This window comes from Qipengyuania marisflavi (assembly GCF_005884405.1).
Taxonomy (GTDB): Bacteria; Pseudomonadota; Alphaproteobacteria; order Sphingomonadales; family Sphingomonadaceae; genus Qipengyuania; species Qipengyuania marisflavi.
The window spans coordinates 600,062-620,718 of record NZ_VCAO01000001.1; the positions used below are offsets into that span (position 1 = coordinate 600,062).

A 20,657-nucleotide genomic window follows, 5' to 3' on the forward strand; every position below is an offset into this window, starting at 1 on the left:
TCGTGCTTTCCAGCGCGAGGTGGTTTTTTATGGCACGCGCGGATTATTCGGCGGCTTGCGAAAGGCCGTCCTGCCGCGCCAGCGCGACAACATTGTCTGCCAGCGTCCTGACCAGCGTCACCAGCAACCGCGCCACGCCAGGCAGGCGCGCGCTTGGCTCGTCGAGCCGCGCATCCAGATAGGCCGTGCGGCAGACCTCCAGTTGCAAAGCGTGCATCCCGCGTGCCGGGGCGCCGTGACGGTCCAAGACATAACCGCCCGAATAGGGGCGATTGTGCGCAGCCGCCCTGCCCGCTCCGGCAAAAAAGCGCAGCGAAGCCGCCGACAGCAGTGGGTTGCAGGAAATTCCGAACCGGTCGCCGATCACAAATTCCGGCGCATGTTCATCCGGGAAACGTGCCTTCAACGGCGGCATCGAATGCAGGTCCAGCAGCAAGGCCGCGCCCCAACGGTCACGCAATGTCTCCAGCGCGGTGCCCAATGCTGTGTGGTAAGGTCGGTGTATCCCGGCAATGCGGCTGTTCAGTTCTTCACGCGGCAGGGGGCCGCGCCAGATTTCTCCCGATCCGGGTAGTCTGCGCGGCACCAGTCCCAACCCGCTGCGGGCGCGGCGATTTGCCGCCGAATGCCGTCCTTCACGTTCGCGCGCTCCGGCAATCATGCCCCAATCGACATCATCGGTGGCGCGGTTGAGGTCGAGCATCGCCCGCGGAGCCTCTGCCATAATCAAGGCCGCCCCAGTCTGCGCTGCAACCTCGCGGGCCAGCGCATCGACATGGCGATCCTCAAGCCGCAAGCGCGATCTGGCAGGATCGCGCATCGCCCCAATCACCGCCACAGGATAGGCGCGACCCGCGTGCGGAACCGCGATCAGAATGGGTAGCGGCGCCTTGTCGACTCCCCACAGCCGATAGGCTGGCGCTCCGCCGCTCGCGATCTTACCCCCGGTACTGGCCGCCGAATCCTGCAATTCGACCGTTTTTTCATCGCTTGCCATCACGCGATTCTGGGCGTTCGGCGCACCCAAGTCAAAGAATCCTGCACCAAAGGGGGACGCCTCCAAACTGGCCAAAGATTTCTTAAGCTCAATCCGATAGAGCCAGCGCCATGATCGACACTCACAAAACGCGAATCCTCCTTGCCGAAGATGATGATGCCATGCGCACTTATCTGGAGCGCGCTCTGCAGAACGCGGGCTATGCCGTCGATGCGGTGGATCGGGGGACTGCTGCGGTGCCGTTGCTCGAAGCGAATCACTATGATCTGCTGCTGTCGGATATCGTCATGCCCGAAATGGACGGGATCGAACTCGCCCAGCGCTGTAACGAGCTGAGCCCCGGCACAAAGGTGATGTTCATCACCGGCTTTGCTGCAGTTACGCTAAAGGCAAGCCGCGAACAGCCGCACGCCAAGGTTCTCTCCAAACCGTTCCACCTGCGCGACCTCGTGCTTGAAGTTGAACGGGTCGTCGAAGACCGGATAAGCGCGCGGGTTTAATGGGTATTCGATAATTCGGTTATAGCCGCTTGCATGGGCGCGAAGGCCTCGCTAAAGCGCGCGCCTGTCGCCCGAAAGCGGCATGTTCGATAGCGTGGGCGTATAGCTCAGTGGTAGAGCACTATGTTGACATCGTAGGGGTCCCAAGTTCAATCCTTGGTACGCCCACCATCGGACCGCCAGACACGAAAAAGCCCGCTGCAATGCGGGCTTTTTGCGTTTTGGGACTGGTGAGTTTCGCCAGCACCGGCGGGGATCAGAATGCCCGGTCGTGAACCAGCACGCGCACGGTCATCAGCATGATCCATAAATCGCGCCAGGGTGACCAGTTTGCGATATATTCCAGATCGGAATCCAGCCGCTTGGTCAGATGTTGTTCTTCATCGGTCGCGCCGCGCAAACCGCGGATCTGCGCCAACCCGGTCAGACCCGGTTTCAGCGAATGCCGCCGCCAGTAATTGCTCTCGACCTCCCAGAACAGCCGGTCGCCAGCCAGTGAACCCAGCGCATGGGGGCGCGGGCCAACAAGGCTCATATCGCCCATTACGACGTTCACCAGCTGCGGGATTTCATCCAGACTGGTCTTGCGCAGGAATTTTCCGACGCGGGTAATCCGGTCATCGTCCTTGGACGCTGAGCGGGCGCCTTCATGATCCAGCTTCTGCACCTTCATCGAACGGAATTTCAGCATATCGAAAAACCGATTGCCACGGCCCATCCGGCGCTGGATGAAAAACACCGGGCCGGGATCGTCGATCTTGATCGCAATGGCAATCAGCAGGAAAATCGGGCTGAGCACCACCAGCGCCAGGCCCGACAGTACGAAATCCATCGCGCGCTTCATAACGCGCTGGCGAAAGCCCAGCGGGCGTGATGACACCACCAGAGAGATGAAATTGCCATCACGGCGCAGTGCGATCGGACGCAATTCGCGCAATGCATGCGAGACGATTTCGCCATCGACGCCAGCCGCCCGCATGACAAAGGCCCATGTAGCGCGCTTTTCAACGGGGCAACTGACGACCACGCGATCCACGTTCTGGACGTGCTCGCCAAAGCGGTTGAGCGATGCGGGATCGTCAACGCTGACATCAAGATCATGATCCGCGACATCGATCACAATAGCCTTGGGTATCTCGATCTCTGGCCCACCATCTCGTATCACCAGCACGCTGTTGATGTCGGGCACTACACGCCACAGAATATCGGTATGCAAAATGCCGCGAAACAGCGTCATCATGGCGCAGGCCGCAGTAATCCCCAGCGTCAGCAAACCCCGCGACAGCCTGCCGGTCGCATCCATGAAATAGGTGATGAAAATCAGCATCGCCGCTGTCAGAAGTGCTGCGGATACCACGCGCGCGACAGACAGTCTTAAACTGAGCAGACTCTCGACCGAATAGGCGCTGTTATAAAGCGCCAGCACCGCAAAAATCGGTACGAACATATTTGTCTGCGAGAAGGCGAAGCTGGACGGAAACACGCCGATATACAGCGCCGCCGCGAGCTGGAACGACGCCACGATAATCGCAGCATCAACCGCCATCGTCACAAGGTGTACCGCAATTCGCCGCTTTTCCAGCGACATCGCCATCGGGCGGTAAGCGGTCACCGGGTTAGTGCTACGTTCAAGCATCGGTGCATTCGGTTGGCTTGTCGAGAAACATGAATGCAATCCCGCGCAAAGCGCTTACCGTCCTTCTATACCACGAATATGTACATGAGCCGGACCCGCACTGAACAATTCGCTTGTTCGGCAACCCTTTGTGCTTCGGCCGAGGCTGTGAAATGCACCACACTGGCAGGTTGATCAACAGTTTTTCCCTTTCGGGCTGGTTGCGAGCAATTCATTGTAGCTTTTGCAGCACATGCAAATTCAGTATTTATCAAGGTGCTATCGGCAATCTACGGCGCGACGCAGGCGGCTTGGCTTGCACCTCATGCGCTCCCCTAATAGGCGATAGTGATGCCCTTTCGGATCAAAAATCTGTTGTTTGCACTGCTGTCGGTGGCAGCCGTAACGGGCGCAACACTGGTATCTGCGCATGAGCCGCACTGGGCCGTCACCCTGCGCGGCCAGCTTGTCCGCGTCGCCGAAATTGACTGGCGGCTGGCGACCGTCGCGCCGCAGCGATGCGCGCGCATTGCCGCCGGGTTCGGCCTCGCACTCGACAGCATCTCTGCCTATCCCGAGGCCGAGCGGCCAGCGGTCGCGGCGGCGCTGAATATGACCGATCTTCTGCAAATCGCAGCGGTGGCAAAGGGCAGTCCAGGTGAGCTGGCGGGCCTTGAAGCGGGCGATAATCTGGCCGCGATCAACGGCGCAGCCATTGCGAGCCTGTATGATCCCGCAGTCGACATCCCGCGCGCCGATCAGATTGAGGCACTGTTGACCCGGCTGCCAATCGCCAAGCCAGCGCAGATATCCGTGCAACGCGGCGGCGATGCAATCGATCTGGCGATCACTCCACTACCCCGCTGCGCTGCTCGCAGCATTCTGGCCGTCTCCGATAAGGTGGACGCCTATAGTGATCAAAGCAATCTGGCGCTGACCACAGGCATGGTCGAGTTTGCCCAGAATGATGACGAGCTGGCGCTGATCGCCGGACATGAACTGGCGCATATCATGCTGCTGGACCGGCATGACCGGCTGCAAATCCGGCGCAAGCGCAAGGAAGACGAGGCCGACAGGCTGGGCGCTGAACTGGCGGTCTGCGCGGGTTACGACCTCGCGCAGGCGAGCAAATTCTGGCTACGTTACGATTCCACCCGCCTTCTGGGCTTCCTGCCAACCTTCACCCATCGCAATAGCAAGGTCCGCTATCGAGCGCTGACGAAACTGGCGGCCGCAGGTCCTCCCGACTGCGCAGATATCGCGATCAAGCCCGCAGCTTAGCCCCTGCCTTGCCCTTGAGCGCTGCTCTGCTAAAGCCCGCCCAACTTCAAAAGCAACAGCAGGATACCGATGGCCAAGATCAAGGTGGCGAACCCCGTCGTAGAGCTCGACGGCGACGAAATGACGAAAATCATCTGGCAGTGGATTCGCGAACGGCTGATCCTGCCGTATCTCGATATCGATCTGAAATATTATGATCTGTCGATCGAGAAGCGCGACGAAACCGACGACCAGATTACCGTCGATGCCGCCAATGCGATCAAGGAACACGGTGTGGGCGTCAAATGCGCCACCATCACTCCTGATGAAGCGCGCGTTGAGGAATTCGGCCTCAAGAAGATGTGGCGTAGCCCCAATGGCACGATCCGCAACATCCTGGGCGGCGTGGTTTTCCGAGAGCCCATCGTGATCGACAATGTGCCGCGTCTGGTCCCCGGCTGGACCGACCCCATCGTGGTGGGTCGTCATGCCTTTGGTGACCAGTACCGCGCCACCGACACGCTGATCCCCGGCGCCGGCAAGCTGCGGCTGGTCTTCGAAGGCGCTGACGGCAAGAACATCGATCTCGACGTGTTCGAGTTTGAAAGCCCCGGCGTCGCGATGGCGATGTATAATCTCGATGATTCGATCCGCGACTTCGCCCGCGCCAGCCTGCAATATGGCCTCGACCGCGGCTGGCCGGTGTATCTCTCGACCAAGAACACCATCCTTAAAAAATACGATGGCCGCTTCAAGGATCTGTTCGAGGAAATCTTCAACGCCGAATACAAGGCCAAGTTCGACAAGGCCGGGATCACCTACGAACACCGCCTGATCGACGACATGGTCGCCGCCGCGCTCAAGTGGAGCGGTAAATTCGTCTGGGCCTGCAAGAACTATGACGGCGATGTTCAGTCGGACATCGTCGCCCAGGGCTTCGGCTCGCTAGGTCTGATGACCTCGGTGTTAATGACCCCCGATGGCAAAACGGTCGAAGCAGAGGCCGCGCACGGCACTGTGACGCGCCATTACCGCCAGCATGAACAGGGCAAAGCCACCAGCACCAACCCGATCGCCAGCATTTTCGCCTGGACACGCGGGCTGATGTATCGCGGCAAGTTCGACAACACGCCTGACGTGGTGAAATTTGCCGAAACGCTGGAACGGGTCTGCATCGAGACGGTCGAGAAGGGCAATATGACCAAGGATCTCGCCCTGCTGATCGGTCCGAAGCAGAACTGGATGACCACCGAACAGTTCTTCGAAGCAATCGTCGGCAATCTCGAAACCGAGATGGCAAACTGGGCGTGAGCAAGCCTCGGCGCATCATGGGATCGCCTGTATGGGCGATCCCAGCGCTGATTTTTGCGTCACCGCTGTTCGCTCCGCAGCTTCTCGCATTCCCTCACTCGGCAGAGACCGAGTTGGGGAATGTGCGTTCAGACGTGCCGCTTGATCCGGAAATGCTTGACCGCGTTACCGCGCGGGCAAATGCATTGGTTTCAGCAAGCCCATTAGCAGCCAGTTCGGAACGTCGCCCCATCTTTGTGACACGTGGCGGCTGGCGGTGGTACTGGCTCGCGAACCTCTCGCAGGGTTCCTTTGCGATCACGCGGCGGGTTACAAAAGCGGTGGTGATCAACCACACTGATCCGGTAAGCGGTATTGTGCGTAACGGGCGCGCGATAGGTGGAGAGCGCACGCTTTCTGGCGTTCTGGCCCATGAATTTACGCATGGCATGATCCGGCGCCGCTATGGGATTGTCGGAAGCGCGATGTTACCTGATTGGAAAGTCGAGGGATATTGCGATTACGTAGCGCAGGAAAGCTCGCTCAGCGATGATCAGGCGCGCCAGCTTGCAAATGAAGGGCAGTACCATCCAGCCTTGTCGTATTATGAAGGACGTCGCCGCGCCGCTGATACCCTTGCGCAAAATGGTGGCTCTGTAGACGCGCTTTTCCAAACGGATAAATAATGGCTAAGTCTGACCAAGCGCGCACGAAGAAGCCTGCGCGCCGCAAAACCGAAGAGAAATTCGGCCAGCGGCGGCTGGAAATCCGCAACTCGCGGGCCAAGGATATTCCTGGCATCGCAGCGCTGGTGCGCCGCGTTTATGACGATATGCCCGCCTATACTCACGGCGAGATTCGCGGACAGATCAACAATTTCCGCGAGGGATCCTTCGTTGCGCTGCTTGATGACCAAATCGTGGGTTATTGCGCGACCATGCAGTTGGCCGAGGCGCTGGCATTTCAGGATCACACCTGGGACGAGATCACCGGCAATGGCTTTGGCAGCCGGCACGATCCCACTGGCGACTGGCTGTACGGCTATGAAATGTGCGTCGATCCCAAGGTGCGCGGCGTGCGCATCGGGCGGCGACTGTATGAAGAACGCCGCGCTCTGGCCGAAGAGAGAGAGCTGACCGGCATCATATTCGCCGGGCGGATGCCACATTACCGGCGTAACAAGCGCAAGGTCGAAGGGCCCGAGGATTACCTGGAGCAGGTCGTCGCCGGCAAGCTGCATGATCCGGTGCTGCGCTTCCAGCTCGCCAATGGGTTTGAGCCTGACCGGGTGCTGCATGGCTATCTGCCCGAGGATAAGAAATCCGAAGCCAATGCCGTGTTGATGGTGTGGCGCAATCCCTATGTCGAGCGCGATCAGCCGGTTAAAAAGCGCCTGCCACGCGGTGTTGAATCGGTGCGCGTCGCAACCTGCCAGCTACAGGCCCGCGCGGTTGCCGATTATGAAGAGTTTATGCATGCGATCAGATATTTCGTAGATGTCGCAAGCGATTACGAGGCAGACTTCATAGTCTTCCCTGAACTGTTCACGCTGATGCTGCTTAGCTTCGAGGAGAAAGAGCTGTCCCCGGTCGAAGCTATCGAGCGCCTCTCGGAATACACTCCCCGCCTCCGCGCCGATATCTCCGACATGGCGATGCGCTACAACATCAACATCATCGCCGGGTCGCACCCCACGCGGATGGAGGACGGGGACATCCACAATGTCGCCTATGTCTGCCTGCGTGACGGCGCGATCCATGCGCAGGAGAAAATCCACCCCACTCCGAACGAGCGGTATTGGTGGAACATCAAGGGCGGCGATAGCGTTGAAGTGATCCAGACTGACTGCGGCCCGATTGGTGTGCAGATCTGTTACGACAGCGAATTCCCCGAACTCAGCCGCCGCCTGGCGGATGAAGGCGCGCGGATCATCTTCGTGCCGTTCTGCACTGACAGCCGCCAAGGCTATCTGCGCGTGCGCTATTGCTCGCAGGCGCGGGCTATCGAAAACCAGTGCTTCGTGGTCATGTCGGGCAATGTCGGCAATCTTCCCAATGTCGGCAATATGGACATTCAATATGCCCAAAGCTGCATCCTGACGCCCTGCGACTTCCCCTTCGCACGCGACGGTATTGCGGCCGAGGCAACTGAAAATGTCGAGACGTTGACGATCAGCGATATCAATCTGGCCGATCTGCAATGGGCGCGCGCGGAAGGCACTGTGCGCAATCTGGCCGACCGGCGTTTTGACCTTTACCGGATCGAGTGGGACGAGCTGGGTAAACATCCGGGCAAACCGCGCCCGCGCCGCGAGCCGCTTGGCCCCACGGGACCGGGCGGCGGCTGACCGGGTTCAGTCACGGATTTCAGGATAGGCGTTGGGGCTTTCGATCACCTGCCGGTCGAAGCCCAGCCCGATCACCCGGCCGGGAATTTTTCGTAGAACTGGCACTGCATTGATGATCCGCACCAGCAGCGGGGGCTTGCGGATGGGAGAGCGGCGCGCCAGCATCGGCTGGATTACGCGGTCCTGCGCAAATTTCTGGATGGCCTGCATCCGCGTAACCGCACGCCACCGCCGGTGCTGCACCTCCGCCAGCAGCGGATCGACATTCTCCCCGCGCGCCAGCGGCGCGGCCAGCACATTGGCCGTCGCCACCGCATCCTGTACCGCGATATTGATGCCGACACCGCCAATTGGGCTCATCGCGTGCGCCGCATCGCCGATCGCCAACAAACCTGGCCGGTGCCACCGCGTCAGCCGGTCCAGCGCGACGTCCAGCAGCTTCACCTGATCCCAATCGGTAAGCTGGGCCAATGATCCCGCCAGCTGCGGCACCAGACCGGTCAGCCCCGCGCGAAACGCCGCCATGCCAGCCGCGCGCACTGTCTCAGCCCCTCCCTTGCGGAAAACATAGGCACATTGGAAATAGCTCTGCCGGTCGATCAGCACGAGGAACTTGCCCGCCGCAAGCGCGCCAAAACTCTCTCCTCCCATCGCCGGATCAGGCTTGTTCAACCGGAACCAAAACACATCCATCGGTGCGCCCAGCACTTCAATGGGCAGCTGCGCATCATCGCGCAGGACGGAACGCCGCCCATCGGCTGCGATCACCAGCCGGGCGCGCAAGTCATTACCGTCCGCGAGCCGCACGCCGCAGACCCGCCCTGCCCCGTCCAGCGTCACGCCCACCGCTTCATTGGCCATGCGCAAATCAAAGCCCGGATAGCGCGCAGCCTTCGCCGCCATGAAATTGGGCAGATCCCACTGCGGCATCATTGCGATAAAGGAAGCGGGCACCGGCAAGCCGCGCAAATCGGCGATCCGCATCACGCGCCCGGCAACATGCAGCGAAACCTGCTCGATCCGGCTGTGCTCGATCTCTAGCAGCGCATCGAGCAGGCCCAGTTGAGCGAACAACGCCAATGTCGAAGGATGGACAGTGTCCCCGCGAAAATCGCGCAGGAAATCGCTGTGTTTCTCCAGCACCGTCACCCGCACCCCGGCGCGCGCGAGCAGTAAACCGGCCATCATCCCCGCCGGTCCGCCGCCAACCACAATTACATCGCGATTCTCGTCCTGCATGAGGGTGACATTGCCACGTGTCCCGCATACATCCCAGCCCATGGCTTCTGGAGAACTCGCTTCACCCGCAATTTCGGACGCGCTCGTCATTCTTGGCGCGGCGGGCTTGGTGATTCCGATCTTCACCCGCTTCCGCATCACGCCCGTTATCGGCTTTATCCTGATCGGCATTGCGGTCGGCCCGTTCGGGCTGGGCAAACTGGTGTTCGAGCGGCCGTGGCTGGCGCATATCACCATCACCGATCCCGAGGCGTTGGAGCCCTTTGCCGAATTCGGCATCATCCTGCTACTGTTCACCATTGGGCTGGAGCTGAGCTTTAACCGACTGTGGCAGATGCGGCGGCTGGTGTTCGGGCTTGGCGCGCTGGAGTTGCTGCTGATCGGCGCATCCCTGGCCATCGTGCTGGCGATGATGGGTCAGTATTGGACGGGCGCGCTGGCATTGGGTTTTGCGCTGGCCTTCTCCTCCACCGCGATCGTGCTTCCCATTTCGGGCACCACCAGTCCAGTTGGGCGGGCGGCGCTGTCGATGCTGTTGTTCGAGGACATCATGATTGTCCCGATTATCTTCGTTCTGGGCGCCATGGCCCCCAATATGGAGGGCGAAGGCTGGACCGGATTGCTGACCACGCTGTGGCAAGGCGGTCTGGTGATTGCAGTGCTGCTGATAGCCGGGCGAATGCTGCTGCCCCGCCTGTTCGTGCAGGCAGCGCGCACCAAAAGCCCTGAGCTGTTTCTGGCGGCTGCCTTGCTGGTCGTCATCGGTGCCAGCCTGGCCACTGCCGCTGTCGGCCTGTCGCCTATCGTTGGCGCGCTGATCGCGGGCCTGCTGATCGCCGAGACTGAGTACCACGGCGAGGTCGAGACGATCATGGAACCGTTCAAAGGCCTCGCACTGGGTATTTTCCTGATCACCGTGGGCATGAGCATCGACCTTGCCACGATCTGGGAATATCTCTGGTTGATCGTGGGAGCAGTTGTCGGCGTGCTGGTGTTCAAGGCGCTGGTAACCGGGATGCTGCTGCGCTGGATGGGTGCGCGGCGAAGCACCGCCACCGAGACCGGCGTGCTGATGGCCAGCCCTTCGGAAACCACACTAATCGTGCTCACTGCGGCCAGCTCGGCCATGGTGATCCAGCCCGGCACTGCGCAATTCTGGCAGATTGTCACGGCCATTGGCCTGACAGTCACCCCAATTCTGGCCTTGCTGGGCCGCTCCGTTGCGCGCCGGGTGGAGCCGGTGCCCGAGTTGGAGCAAGGCAATGAAGACACGCCGCGCGTCATCATCATCGGTGCTGGCCGCGTCGGGCGGCTGATCGCACAAATGCTCGATGCGCATGACAAGCCCTATGTCGCGATCGATTCCGACGCTGATCTGGTCGGCAGCGCCAAGCGCAAGGGCTACCGCGCAGTTTTTGGCGATGCCGTGCGCGGTGATGCGCTGGATCGGCTGGGGATCGGCAATGCGCTGGCCGTGGTGCTGACGATGGACGAACCAGTGCTGGCACAGCGGCTGGTGACCAAGCTGCGCAAGGAGCACCCTGATCTGCTGATCGTGGGCCGTGCGCGCGACGTCAGCCACGCCGCCGCACTCTACCGCGCCGGGGCCAGCCATGCCGTGCCCGAAACGCTCGAAAGCTCGCTACAGCTATCAGAAGCGGTGCTGGTGGATATCGGCGTGGCGATGGGGCCGGTCATCGCTTCGATCCACGAAAAGCGTGACGAATTTCGCGGCCAGATCGAGGAAGACGGGGCGCTGGATTACAAGCCCAAGCTCAGAACCAGTACGGGTGAGTAAGCTTTTCTGAACCTTCCCCGCGCCCGTGCGTTGGTTGGGCAGAGGAGACTTTCATGACCGATCCAACCACCCCGCGTTCGAATGCCGAAAAGTTCAAGCCGCAGAACGTGAAGAACGATCCAAAGGGCGACGTGCAGCGCCCTGCTGATACCGGCGGCAACAATATCGCGCGTGGTAGCGAGACCGAAACACGCAATTCAAGCAACCATCGCGGTTGATGCCAGAAATTTAGTCCAGAGCTTAGGCCGGAGCTTTCGCTAGCGCGTCCCTGACCGCTGCGATGGCCTCGGCTGCCTTGCTGCCATCGGGTCCGCCGCCTTGCGCCATGTCGGCCCGGCCGCCGCCGCCCTTACCGCCCAATGCTGCAACACCGACGCGCACCAGATCCACCGCACTGTAATGCTCCGTCAGATCGTCAGTTACCGCCGCAGCAAACGCGGCCTTGCCGTCATTCACCGCACAAATGGCTGCTATGCCTGATCCCATGCGCTGCTTCGTTTCATCGAGCAGCGGGCGCAATTCGCGCGGGTCGAGGCCCTGGATGACTTGGCCCGAAAACGCCACGCCGCCGATGTCCTCATCAGCGGACGCGGTTTCCGCAGAACTGCCGCCGCCCAGCGCCAGCGCCCGCTTGGCCTCGGCCAATTCCTTGTCGAGTCGCTTGCGCTCATCGACCAGCGCCGCAACCCGTGCCGCAGCCTCTTCAGGCGAGGTCTTGAGTGTTCCGGCAATTGCCTTGAGCGCTTCATCGCGGGTGCCCAGCCACTGGCGCGCAGCTTCGCCCGTCAGCGCTTCGATACGGCGCACGCCGCTCGATACCGCGCTTTCGGAAATGATTTTGAACAGCCCGATATCGCCAGTCGCGTTGACGTGTGTGCCGCCACACAGCTCGACCGAATAATTCGGTCCGGCCTCGCTTTTGCGGCCCATTGATAACACCCGGACCTCATCACCATATTTCTCGCCAAACAGCGCCAGCGCGCCTGCGGCCACGGCATCGTCCGGCGTCATCAGCCGCGTCGACACCTGCTCATTGGCGCGGATTTCGGCGTTCACCTCAGCTTCGACCGCAGCGATGTCTTCACTGGTCAGCGGCTTGGGATGGGAGAAATCGAAGCGGAATCGGTCGTCTGAAACCAGCGAGCCCTTTTGCGTGACATGTTCACCCAGACGGTGCCGCAGCGCCGCGTGCATCAGATGCGTCGCCGAATGGTTCGCGCGGATATGATCGCGGCGGTCGGCATCAATGGCCAGATGCACGGTGTCACCCACCTTAACGCTGCCCTTGGTAATGCGCGAATTATGCGTGTGCAGTCGGCCAAGCGGTTTGCCCGTGGTTTCGACTGCGATCTCCAACCCTTCCGGGGTCCAGATACGGCCAGCATCGCCCGTTTGCCCGCCGCTCTCGCCATAGAATGGTGTCTGGTTGGTGAGCACAGTGACATCCTCGCCCTCACCCGCCTGATCAACCTGCTGGCCATCCTTGACCAGCGCAATAACACGCGCTTCGCCAGTGGTGGAGGCATAGCCGGTAAACTCGGTCGAACCCTCGCGTTCGGCAATGTCGAACCAAACGCCGTCGCTCGCGGCATCGCCAGAGCCCTTCCAAGCGGCGCGCGCGGCGGCTTTCTGCCTGTCCATCGCAGCGTCGAAACCGGCCCGGTCCACCGCGATCCCGCGTCCGCGCAGAGCGTCCTCGGTAAGGTCGTATGGGAAGCCGAATGTGTCGTAGAGTTTGAACGCGGTTTCGCCATCCAGTGTCCCGCCGCTGGCCATGCCGCCTGTCGCATCGTCGAGCAGGCGGAGGCCCTTGTCCAACGTGCGGCGGAACTGTGTCTCCTCGCGCTCCAGCACTTCCTCGATCAGGGCCTGCCCGCGAACCAACTCAGGGAATGCCTGCCCCATTTCTGTCACCAGCGACGGCACCAGACGGTGCATCAAAGGCTCGGACGCACCGAGCAGATGCGCGTGCCGCATGGCGCGGCGCATTATCCGGCGCAGCACATAACCGCGCCCCTCATTGGACGGCAGCACGCCATCGGCCAGCAGGAAACTGGTCGAGCGCAAATGGTCGGCAATGACACGGTGGCTCGCGACGCTTTCGTCATCGGTGGCCGCGCCGGTCAGGCTCTCACTCGCAGCAATCAGCGCCTTGAAAGTGTCAGTATCGTAATTGTTGTGCACACCCTGGAGGACCGCAGCGATACGTTCGAGGCCCATGCCGGTATCGATCGAGGGCTTGGGCAAGGCTTCTCGTGTACCGTCGGCAGCCTGGTCGAATTGCATGAAGACCAGATTCCAGATCTCGACAAAACGGTCGCCATCCTCATCCGGGCTGCCGGGAGGACCTCCGGCGATATGCTCGCCGTGATCGTAAAAGATTTCCGAGCACGGCCCGCATGGCCCGGTGTCCCCCATCGACCAGAAATTGTCCGCCGTGGCGATGCGGATGATCCGTTCTTCAGGCAGGCCAGCGATCTTGCGCCACAGATCGAACGCTTCGTCATCGTCGTGATAGACAGTCGCGGTCAGCCGGTCGGCGGGAATGCCCCATTCCTTGGTGAGCAGCGTCCAGGCGTGAGTGATCGCCTGTTCCTTGAAATAATCGCCAAAGCTGAAATTGCCGAGCATTTCGAAGAATGTGTGATGCCGCGCGGTGTAACCGACATTGTCCAGATCATTGTGCTTGCCGCCCGCCCGCACGCATTTTTGGCTGCTGGTCGCCCGCGCGCTGGGCGGCGTTTCCAGGCCGGTAAAGGCGTTTTTGAACGGCACCATACCCGCATTGACGAACATCAGCGTCGGATCGCTATATGGCACCAGCGGCGCAGACGGCACCTCGGCATGCGCATTGGCTGCAAAATAGTCGAGAAAGCTGCGGCGAATTTCATTGGTCGAAGTCATGGATGCGCAGTTAGGCAATCAGGCGTGCAGCGACAAGCCGGAAAGCCCGCACACAGACAGCGGACCAGTCAATCAGGCAGGAGCGCGGGCCGTCACGATCCATGCAGATGCGTCGAGAGATACGATATCGCCGGTGTGATGGGTTTCCAGCAGCCTGCGCAAATGCGCCAGAGCCGCGTCACGCGGAACGCCTGTAAGCTCGGCAAGCGTACGCGCAGCAGGGCCGATGCGCTGGAAATAGGACAGCGCATCTTCCAGCGCGTCTTTACCATTCCCGCCTACCATCGCGTAATCGATAGCTTCGAATGCGATATCGCTCCAGCCTGCGTCGATCAGAACTTTGGACACATGCCCGCGATCACCAAATGCGAAGGGGCCGGGAGCGTTCGGATCGGCAGGAGCGGCGCTTTCTTCCGCTGGCAGGATCCCCGATAGCTCCAGCGCCCAGGGGTTTGCTGCGCGTTCCCGGAAGCACGAGAATACAAGCCGCGCACCGGCGCTGCACTGTGATCGCATATGTGCAAACGCCGCGGTGGGATCGGCGAAGAACATCACCCCGTGACGCGATACGAGCAGATCGGGAGGCGCGCTATCGCCTGACTGCCACATTGCCGCATCGCCGAGCGTGACAGATGCGTTGGTCAGGTCACCAATCCGCTGCCGAGCAATTGCGACCAATTCCTCGCTGACATCCAAGCCCAGCACGCGGCTTGATTGTGCGTCTGCCGCGAGGCGATAAGTCACCTCACCAGCCCCACAGCCGATATCGACTGCATATGCGAAGGGTTCCGCCTGAGCAGTGGCGAGCAGGCGTTCCGTCAACGGCCCGAAACTGCGATCGGTCCGCTGCCATTCATGCGCCCAGCTCGCGCCGACGCGACCAGTCCATTCGGATTGCTCGGTCATGCTGTCACCAGATGAAGTAGGCTCCGCCCTTTTCGCGGGAGCGCTGCCATGCCGGGCGGGCGTGGACAGCTTCGACAAACCGCGCGAGTTTCGGGCAATTTTCACCATGCCCCTGCATGATCGCCACTTCGGCGGGGAAGCTCATCAACACATCCGCTGCAGTCCAGTCACTACCGACAAAATGGAGATCGTCGGAGAGGCTGTCCTCCATGAACTGGACATGCTTTTTCAGCGATGCTTCGTTGCGCTCCAGCACCGGTGCTGCGGCCTCGCCCACTGTGCCGAGATAAATTTTGATCAGCACAGGCGTCATGAAACTGCCTTCGCCGTAATGCATCCATTCCAGAAAGCCGGGATAGTCTTCGCTGTCATGAGCCGACAGCCAATCTGCGCCGCCATGCCGTTCGCACAGATATTGGAGGATTGCCGCGCTCTCTCCAATCATGCGGCCACCGTCTTCGATTACCGGCGACTTGCCCAGAGGGTGAACCTTGCCCAGCTCAGGCGGCGCAAGATTCGTAGTCGCATCGCGCTGGTAATGGCTGATCTCATACTCGGCGCCCAATTCTTCGAGTAGCCAGAGGATACGCTGTGATCGGCTGTTGTTGAGGTGGTGGACGGTAATGGTCATGCGCGGCGCCTTTGCAGGTGAGATTTGGCAAAATGGATGCGATTCGCGGAGAACCTAGGCTTGCGGCCCGACACCGGCCAGAGCCCAGAAGCGGAAAAGCCGGTGCGGCGAATAATAACGCGCGCACCGGCTTTCCGGGTTTTCGGCAGCGTTTGGGGACAGAGGTCCGGGATGGATGGACCAGCTACGCCGCCGCTTGAGAAGGATCTGATCAGTCTTCCGCGTCTGGACCGGTCATCATCTCCTCGGCGACCTCGTCGGTGCGGCCGCGAATGGCGGCTTCCAACTTGTCGCAAAGTTCGGTGTTTTCTTCGAGGAAGCTCTTGGCGTTTTCGCGGCCCTGGCCGATGCGGATGCTATCATAGCTGAACCAGCTGCCCGACTTTTCGACTACGCCGACCTTCACGCCCAGATCGAGTATCTCGCCAATCTTGGAAATGCCTTTGCCATACATGATGTCGAACTCGACCTGCTTGAACGGCGGTGCGACCTTGTTCTTGACCACTTTGACCCGGGTCGAATTGCCGATAACTTCGTCACGATCCTTGATCTGGCCAGTGCGGCGGATATCGAGACGGACTGAAGCGTAGAATTTGAGTGCATTGCCGCCGGTCGTGACTTCGGGATTGCCGTACATCACGCCGATTTTCATGCGCAGCTGGTTGATAAAGATCACCATGCATTTCGAACGGTTAATCGAACCGGTCAGCTTGCGCAGCGATTGCGACATCAGCCGCGCTTGCAGGCCGACATGGCTGTCACCCATTTCGCCTTCGATCTCGGCGCGGGGCACCAGTGCGGCGACCGAGTCGATCACCAGCACATCAATTGCATTGGAACGCACCAATGTGTCGACAATCTCGAGCGCCTGCTCACCAGTATCGGGCTGCGACACGATCAGTTCGTCGATATCGACGCCCAGCTTCTTGGCATAACCGGGATCAAGCGCGTGTTCAGCATCGACGAAGGCGACAGTGCCGCCATTCTTCTGCGCTTCTGCCAGCACGTGCAGCGCCAGCGTGGTCTTGCCCGAGCTTTCCGGACCGTAAATCTCAATCACGCGGCCTTTCGGCAAGCCGCCCACGCCCAGCGCGATATCCAGACCGAGCGAGCCGGTCGAAATTGATTCGACCTGCATGGCTTCTTTCTGGCCCAGCTTCATCGCCGAACCCTTGCCAAATGCGCGATCGATTTGGGCAAGTGCGGCATCGAGTGCCTTTTGACGGTCTGCGCTCACTGCTTTCCCTTCTACCAGCTTCAGATTAGCCGCCATGACATTACCTCCTAGACTTGACCAGAGCCACATTCAACTCTTCAACTGCGGTAGTATGTATCGGCTTTGTTCCAAAAGAACAAGAGAAGAACAAAATTATTTCTGAGGCGTGGAATAATGGCGGTGTCAGATGGCCATCCGACCCTTTGGACCGCTTCAGTCCTTGCGCTGTTCAGCCAGCACTTCTGCCACCTTAGCGCTGATCTGCTGGACGCTGAAGGGCTTGGGGATGAAGTGCATATTGTCGATGTCGATGTCGTTCCTAAGCTGCTCTTCGGCATAACCTGACATGAACAGGATCGGGATTTTCGGCTTCACCCGGCGGATGGCGCGCGCCATTGCGGGACCATCCATAGCGGGCATGACCACGTCAGATACAATCAGGTCGAACTCGATCTTGCCATTGGCGATATGCGCCAGCCCTTCCTCGCCATCGGCAGCGGTGGTTATGGTGTAACCGGCCCTGACCAGCGCGCGTTCGGCAACGGCGCGGACCATGTCTTCATCCTCTACCAACAGCAGCTTGCCGCCTACCGACCATTCGCTGGCGGTGGTTTCTTCGGGTTCTTCCTTGCGCTGGATCGCGGGCATTGCGCCCTTGTGGACCGGCAGATAGACCGTAAAGCGTGCCCCCGCCGGTGCACCATCTGGGCCGCGCACGTTGTCGGCGAAGATGAAACCGTTCGACTGTTTTACGATGCCATAGACAGTGGAGAGGCCCAGGCCGGTGCCCTTGCCCTGTTCCTTAGTGGTGAAGAACGGTTCGAAGATCTTGTTGAGATGCTCCGCCGGGATCCCGCCGCCAGTGTCCTGCACGATGAGCACCGTGTAATCGTTCGCAGGCATGATATCGATGCCCATCTTGCGCACATCGCGCGCCAGCACGCGGCGGGTGGCGAGCGTCAGGCGGCCTTTCCAGTCGACCTTGCCGCTCTTGGTGGCATGCGCCTGCATCGCGTCACGTGCGTTCACGGCGAGGTTGATAATGACCTGTTCCAGCTGCTGAGGATCTGCGCGGACCGGGCCAAGCTCGCGGTCATGGCGTACCGAGAATTCGACCTTGTCACCCATCAACCGCTTGAGCAGCTGGCTGACCTCGCTCACCACATCGGGCAGTTGGAGCACCACGGGGCGCAAGGTCTGTTGGCGGCTGAAGGCCAGCAATTGCCGTGTCAGGCTGGCGGCGCGGTTGGAGTTGGCCTTGATCTGCTGAATATCATCATAGTCGCTGTCGCCCGGCGTGTGGCGGAGCAGCATGAGATCGCAATAGCCGATGATCGCGGTGAGGACGTTGTTGAAATCATGCGCAACGCCGCCCGCCAGCTGGCCCACGGCCTGCATCTTGGTGGCCTGGGCAACCTGCCGCCGCAGCCGCTTTTCCTCTGTGGAATCGGTGATCGACAACAACACTGCCGCATCACCCAACCCGCGCACCCCGGCCAGGCCGATCGAAACCGGCTCCTCTTTGTCGCCCGCCAGCCGCACCGCCATATCACCGCTGACCGTGGCACCCTTGGCAAAGCGGCGCACGGTGTCAGCCATCGCCGCCTTGTCTTCGCGCACGACCAGATCGCTGGGGAATTGCGGCAGGCCGGAATCCTCGCGCTCAACCGCGCGCAGGAATGCCTTGTTGGCGAACTGGAAGCGCCCGTCGCGGTCGGTCAGGGCCAGACCCAGCGGCAGGGCGGAAAGCAGTGCCTCCAGCTGCGGGATCGCGGCCTTGCCGCTGCCGTCCCAGCCGCCGCCGATGCCAACACCGCTGTCGACCAGCAGCATCATTGACAGCACCTTGTTGGCATCGCTCGGCTTGGTCCCGCGCGGTGCCTCAAGCGGGACGTGGACCAGCGTTTGCGGGGTGCCCTGCTGCCCTTCGCGCGCGAAGAAAATGCGGTCACGGTCATCCGACCGCAGCAATTGGACAAATTCCTGTCCAATAAGCGATGTCGCCGCTTGCCCGCTGGAGCGTTCGGCCAGTCCGGGAGTTACCGACAGCACGATCCCCTCGGGATCGACCAGCGCCACTTCAACCCCAGCACGTGACATCAATTCGCCGACAGGCCCGGCGATGCGGTCTGCCATACCGTCGTAATTGCGCTCCTGAACAATCTCGGAGAACCGCCAGACAAGGTAATCCTCCCCCCGACCCGCACGCTCTACCGACATCCGATAGCGGCGGTCCCCGGTCACACTGGCCAGCGCCTCGGCATCGGCGCTGCCATCGCGCCAGGCGGCGCGCGATGCGTCGATCAGCGTCTGACGGGCGGCATCATCAAAGGGCAGTTCGGTCGGCGCGCAATCGGCTGCAAACCAGCTGTCATAGGTGGTGTTGGCACAGGTGACGCGGTTGGCTCTGTCCGTCACTGCCACAGCGCGGCGGCGATTCTCGATCGCGGCGCTGGTGACAGACCAGTCAGGGACGGCGGCCCCATCGGCTTCGGGAGTGCTGCGCAGGCGGGCGGCGAGCAGGATCGTCAGCAGCAAAGTAAGCAGCGCGCCGCCATAGGCCAGCGCGGTCACCGATGTGCCGCCCAGCACCCAGATCAGGCCAACCGAAAGGAAAAATGCGCCCAGCAGCCCAAGCAAGAGCGGCAGCGGCGGCAGACGCAAAATCGGGTCGTCCTGCTCGACGATCACGGGCGGTCCTCGTCCAGCCCTTCTTCCAGACTATCTTCGATGCGCGCGTTCAAGCGGCGCTCCATCCGCACCAGACGGCGGCCACGCTTATGCGCCACCACAAACCGCCAGATGAACCCTGCCGCCAGATAGCCAATCGACGCCGAGATCACCGCCAGCACAACAAAACCGAATGCAGTCACTCCGGCAGTCTCGAACCAGAACGCCAGCATTCCGTTTTCATGTGCCAGCTGCTCGCCCGCAATCCCGCCAACCGCAGCGTCGATATTGAGCACAAAGGCTCCGACCCTATTGGCCACAATCAACCAGAACGGCAGCGTAAGGGGGTTGGTAATGAAGGTGGTCAGCGCCGACAGCGGCACATTGGCGCGCGCTGGAAGTGCCAGAAACGCCGCCAGAAAGATCTGCCCCAATGGCACGATAAACGCGGCGAACAGGCCCAGTGCCACGCCGCGCGGGACGCTGCGCCGGGTGAAGCGCCACAATTCAGGGCTGAGAAACCGCGGCGCGATCGGGGCGAGATAGCGATTGTTCGCCATTTCGGCACGGGTCGGCATCCGCGGACGCAGCATATTTTGCCAGAAGGATTTGGGTTTGCGCTCGCTCATCGTAACGCGCCAGCCATGCGCTGCACGCGGGCCAAGTGCAAGGGGGACAAGGGGTTTCGCGGCGAGCTGGTCATGGCAGTCGATGTGGGTATGGGGGCGGCTGCGGTAAAGGGTGCAGCGCGCACCTTTTTGCGCTTAGCCTTTCTCGCGCATCAACCGGGCCTTGTCGCGTTTCCAGTCGCGATCCTTGGAGGTCGCGCGCTTGTCATGGTTCTGCTTGCCCTTGGCCAGCGCCAGCTCGACCTTAGCGCGCCCGGTGGCGTTGAAATAGACCGATAGCGGCACTAGCGTCATGCCCTTGCGCTCGACCGCGCCGACCAGTTTTTCGATCTCGCGTTCATGCAACAGAAGCTTGCGCGGACGGCGCGGTTCGTGGTTGATCCGGTTGCCGTGGCTGTATTCCGGGACATTGGCATTCACCAGCCACACCTGCCCGTCGCGCACTTCGGCATAGCTTTCCTTGATGCTCGCCTCGCCCGCACGCAGCGCCTTCACCTCGGTGCCCTGCAGCGCCAGACCGGCCTCGAACACTTCGTCGACGAAATAGTCGAACCGCACGCGCCGGTTGTCGGCGACGGTTTTCTGCTTGTCGAAGGTTACAGGTTTGGGCCGGGCCATGATGGCGCGCCATGTAGGGGCTGGCGGGAGATATGGA

The 20,657-nt window shown here is 61.0% G+C and carries 17 protein-coding genes and 1 tRNA gene; 8 read left to right on the plus strand and 10 right to left on the minus strand.

Annotation, left to right across the window (positions count from 1 at the left end):
• Positions 1-43: 43 nt before the first annotated feature.
• Positions 44-997 (minus strand): N-formylglutamate amidohydrolase, encoded by a 954-nt coding sequence (locus FEV51_RS02930; RefSeq protein WP_138615718.1) that lies wholly within the window; start codon positions 995-997, stop codon positions 44-46.
• 110 nt (positions 998-1,107) lie between these two features.
• On the opposite strand from FEV51_RS02930, the gene cpdR reads away from it, so the two are divergent.
• Positions 1,108-1,497: a cell cycle two-component system response regulator CpdR gene (cpdR, locus tag FEV51_RS02935; RefSeq protein ID WP_138615719.1), complete on the plus strand. Its 390-nt coding sequence runs from the start codon at positions 1,108-1,110 to the stop codon at positions 1,495-1,497.
• A gap of 96 nt (positions 1,498-1,593) precedes the next feature.
• Positions 1,594-1,668: transfer RNA gene (locus tag FEV51_RS02940), tRNA-Val, on the plus strand.
• An 85-nt stretch (positions 1,669-1,753) separates the two neighbouring features.
• Here FEV51_RS02940 and FEV51_RS02945 read toward each other — a convergent pair.
• The gene (locus FEV51_RS02945; RefSeq protein WP_138615720.1) at positions 1,754-3,133 is read right to left on the minus strand and encodes an exopolysaccharide biosynthesis polyprenyl glycosylphosphotransferase; all 1,380 of its coding nucleotides are present in this window, start codon (positions 3,131-3,133) and stop codon (positions 1,754-1,756) included.
• Positions 3,134-3,463: 330 nt separating this feature from the next.
• Between FEV51_RS02945 and FEV51_RS02950 the strand changes: the two genes are divergently transcribed.
• The 4 genes from FEV51_RS02950 (at position 3,464) to FEV51_RS02965 (ending at position 8,009) form a co-directional block, all read left to right on the plus strand.
• The gene (locus FEV51_RS02950) at positions 3,464-4,393 is read left to right on the plus strand and encodes a M48 family metallopeptidase (protein WP_138615721.1); all 930 of its coding nucleotides are present in this window, start codon (positions 3,464-3,466) and stop codon (positions 4,391-4,393) included.
• A gap of 69 nt (positions 4,394-4,462) precedes the next feature.
• On the plus strand, positions 4,463-5,683 hold the full coding sequence (locus FEV51_RS02955) for an NADP-dependent isocitrate dehydrogenase (protein ID WP_138615722.1): 1,221 nt from the start codon (positions 4,463-4,465) through the stop codon (positions 5,681-5,683).
• A complete protein-coding gene (locus tag FEV51_RS02960; protein WP_138615724.1) occupies positions 5,680-6,348 on the plus strand; it encodes a hypothetical protein in 669 nt (222 codons plus the stop codon). The genes FEV51_RS02955 and FEV51_RS02960 overlap by 4 nt, the downstream gene beginning before the upstream one ends.
• Positions 6,348-8,009, plus strand: coding sequence for a carbon-nitrogen hydrolase family protein (locus FEV51_RS02965; RefSeq protein ID WP_138615726.1), 1,662 nt, complete (start codon positions 6,348-6,350; stop codon positions 8,007-8,009). The genes FEV51_RS02960 and FEV51_RS02965 overlap by 1 nt, the downstream gene beginning before the upstream one ends.
• Before the next feature lie 6 nt (positions 8,010-8,015).
• Here FEV51_RS02965 and FEV51_RS02970 read toward each other — a convergent pair whose 3' ends face one another.
• A complete protein-coding gene (locus FEV51_RS02970; protein WP_246034403.1) occupies positions 8,016-9,290 on the minus strand; it encodes an FAD-dependent oxidoreductase in 1,275 nt (424 codons plus the stop codon).
• Here FEV51_RS02970 and FEV51_RS02975 point away from each other — a divergent pair.
• Together FEV51_RS02975 and FEV51_RS13100 are read left to right on the plus strand one after the other, a co-directional pair.
• Complete coding sequence (locus tag FEV51_RS02975; protein ID WP_138615728.1) at positions 9,289-11,046, plus strand: cation:proton antiporter domain-containing protein; 1,758 nt, start codon at positions 9,289-9,291, stop codon at positions 11,044-11,046. The two genes, FEV51_RS02970 and FEV51_RS02975, sit on opposite strands and share 2 nt — an antisense overlap.
• Positions 11,047-11,099: 53 nt before the next feature.
• A complete protein-coding gene (locus tag FEV51_RS13100) occupies positions 11,100-11,264 on the plus strand; it encodes a hypothetical protein (RefSeq protein ID WP_171033017.1) in 165 nt (54 codons plus the stop codon).
• Between the two features lie 22 nt (positions 11,265-11,286).
• On the opposite strand, the gene alaS is transcribed toward FEV51_RS13100, so the two are convergent.
• The 7 genes from alaS to smpB form a co-directional block, all read right to left on the minus strand.
• On the minus strand, positions 11,287-13,950 hold the full coding sequence (gene alaS / locus FEV51_RS02980) for an alanine--tRNA ligase (RefSeq protein ID WP_138615730.1): 2,664 nt from the start codon (positions 13,948-13,950) through the stop codon (positions 11,287-11,289).
• 72 nt (positions 13,951-14,022) lie between these two features.
• Complete coding sequence (locus FEV51_RS02985) at positions 14,023-14,856, minus strand: class I SAM-dependent methyltransferase (RefSeq protein WP_171033018.1); 834 nt, start codon at positions 14,854-14,856, stop codon at positions 14,023-14,025.
• A gap of 4 nt (positions 14,857-14,860) precedes the next feature.
• On the minus strand, positions 14,861-15,487 hold the full coding sequence (locus FEV51_RS02990) for a glutathione S-transferase family protein (protein WP_138615733.1): 627 nt from the start codon (positions 15,485-15,487) through the stop codon (positions 14,861-14,863).
• 211 nt (positions 15,488-15,698) lie between these two features.
• Positions 15,699-16,760, minus strand: coding sequence for a recombinase RecA (gene recA, locus FEV51_RS02995; protein ID WP_138615735.1), 1,062 nt, complete (start codon positions 16,758-16,760; stop codon positions 15,699-15,701).
• A gap of 156 nt (positions 16,761-16,916) precedes the next feature.
• The gene (locus FEV51_RS03000) at positions 16,917-19,394 is read right to left on the minus strand and encodes a response regulator (protein WP_246034404.1); all 2,478 of its coding nucleotides are present in this window, start codon (positions 19,392-19,394) and stop codon (positions 16,917-16,919) included.
• Positions 19,391-20,002: a DUF2062 domain-containing protein gene (locus FEV51_RS03005; protein WP_246034405.1), complete on the minus strand. Its 612-nt coding sequence runs from the start codon at positions 20,000-20,002 to the stop codon at positions 19,391-19,393. Before FEV51_RS03005 ends, FEV51_RS03000 begins: the two co-directional genes overlap by 4 nt.
• A gap of 135 nt (positions 20,003-20,137) precedes the next feature.
• Entirely contained in the window at positions 20,138-20,620 is a 483-nt protein-coding gene (smpB, locus tag FEV51_RS03010; protein ID WP_138615737.1) for an SsrA-binding protein SmpB, read from the minus strand.
• Positions 20,621-20,657: the final 37 nt, after the last annotated feature.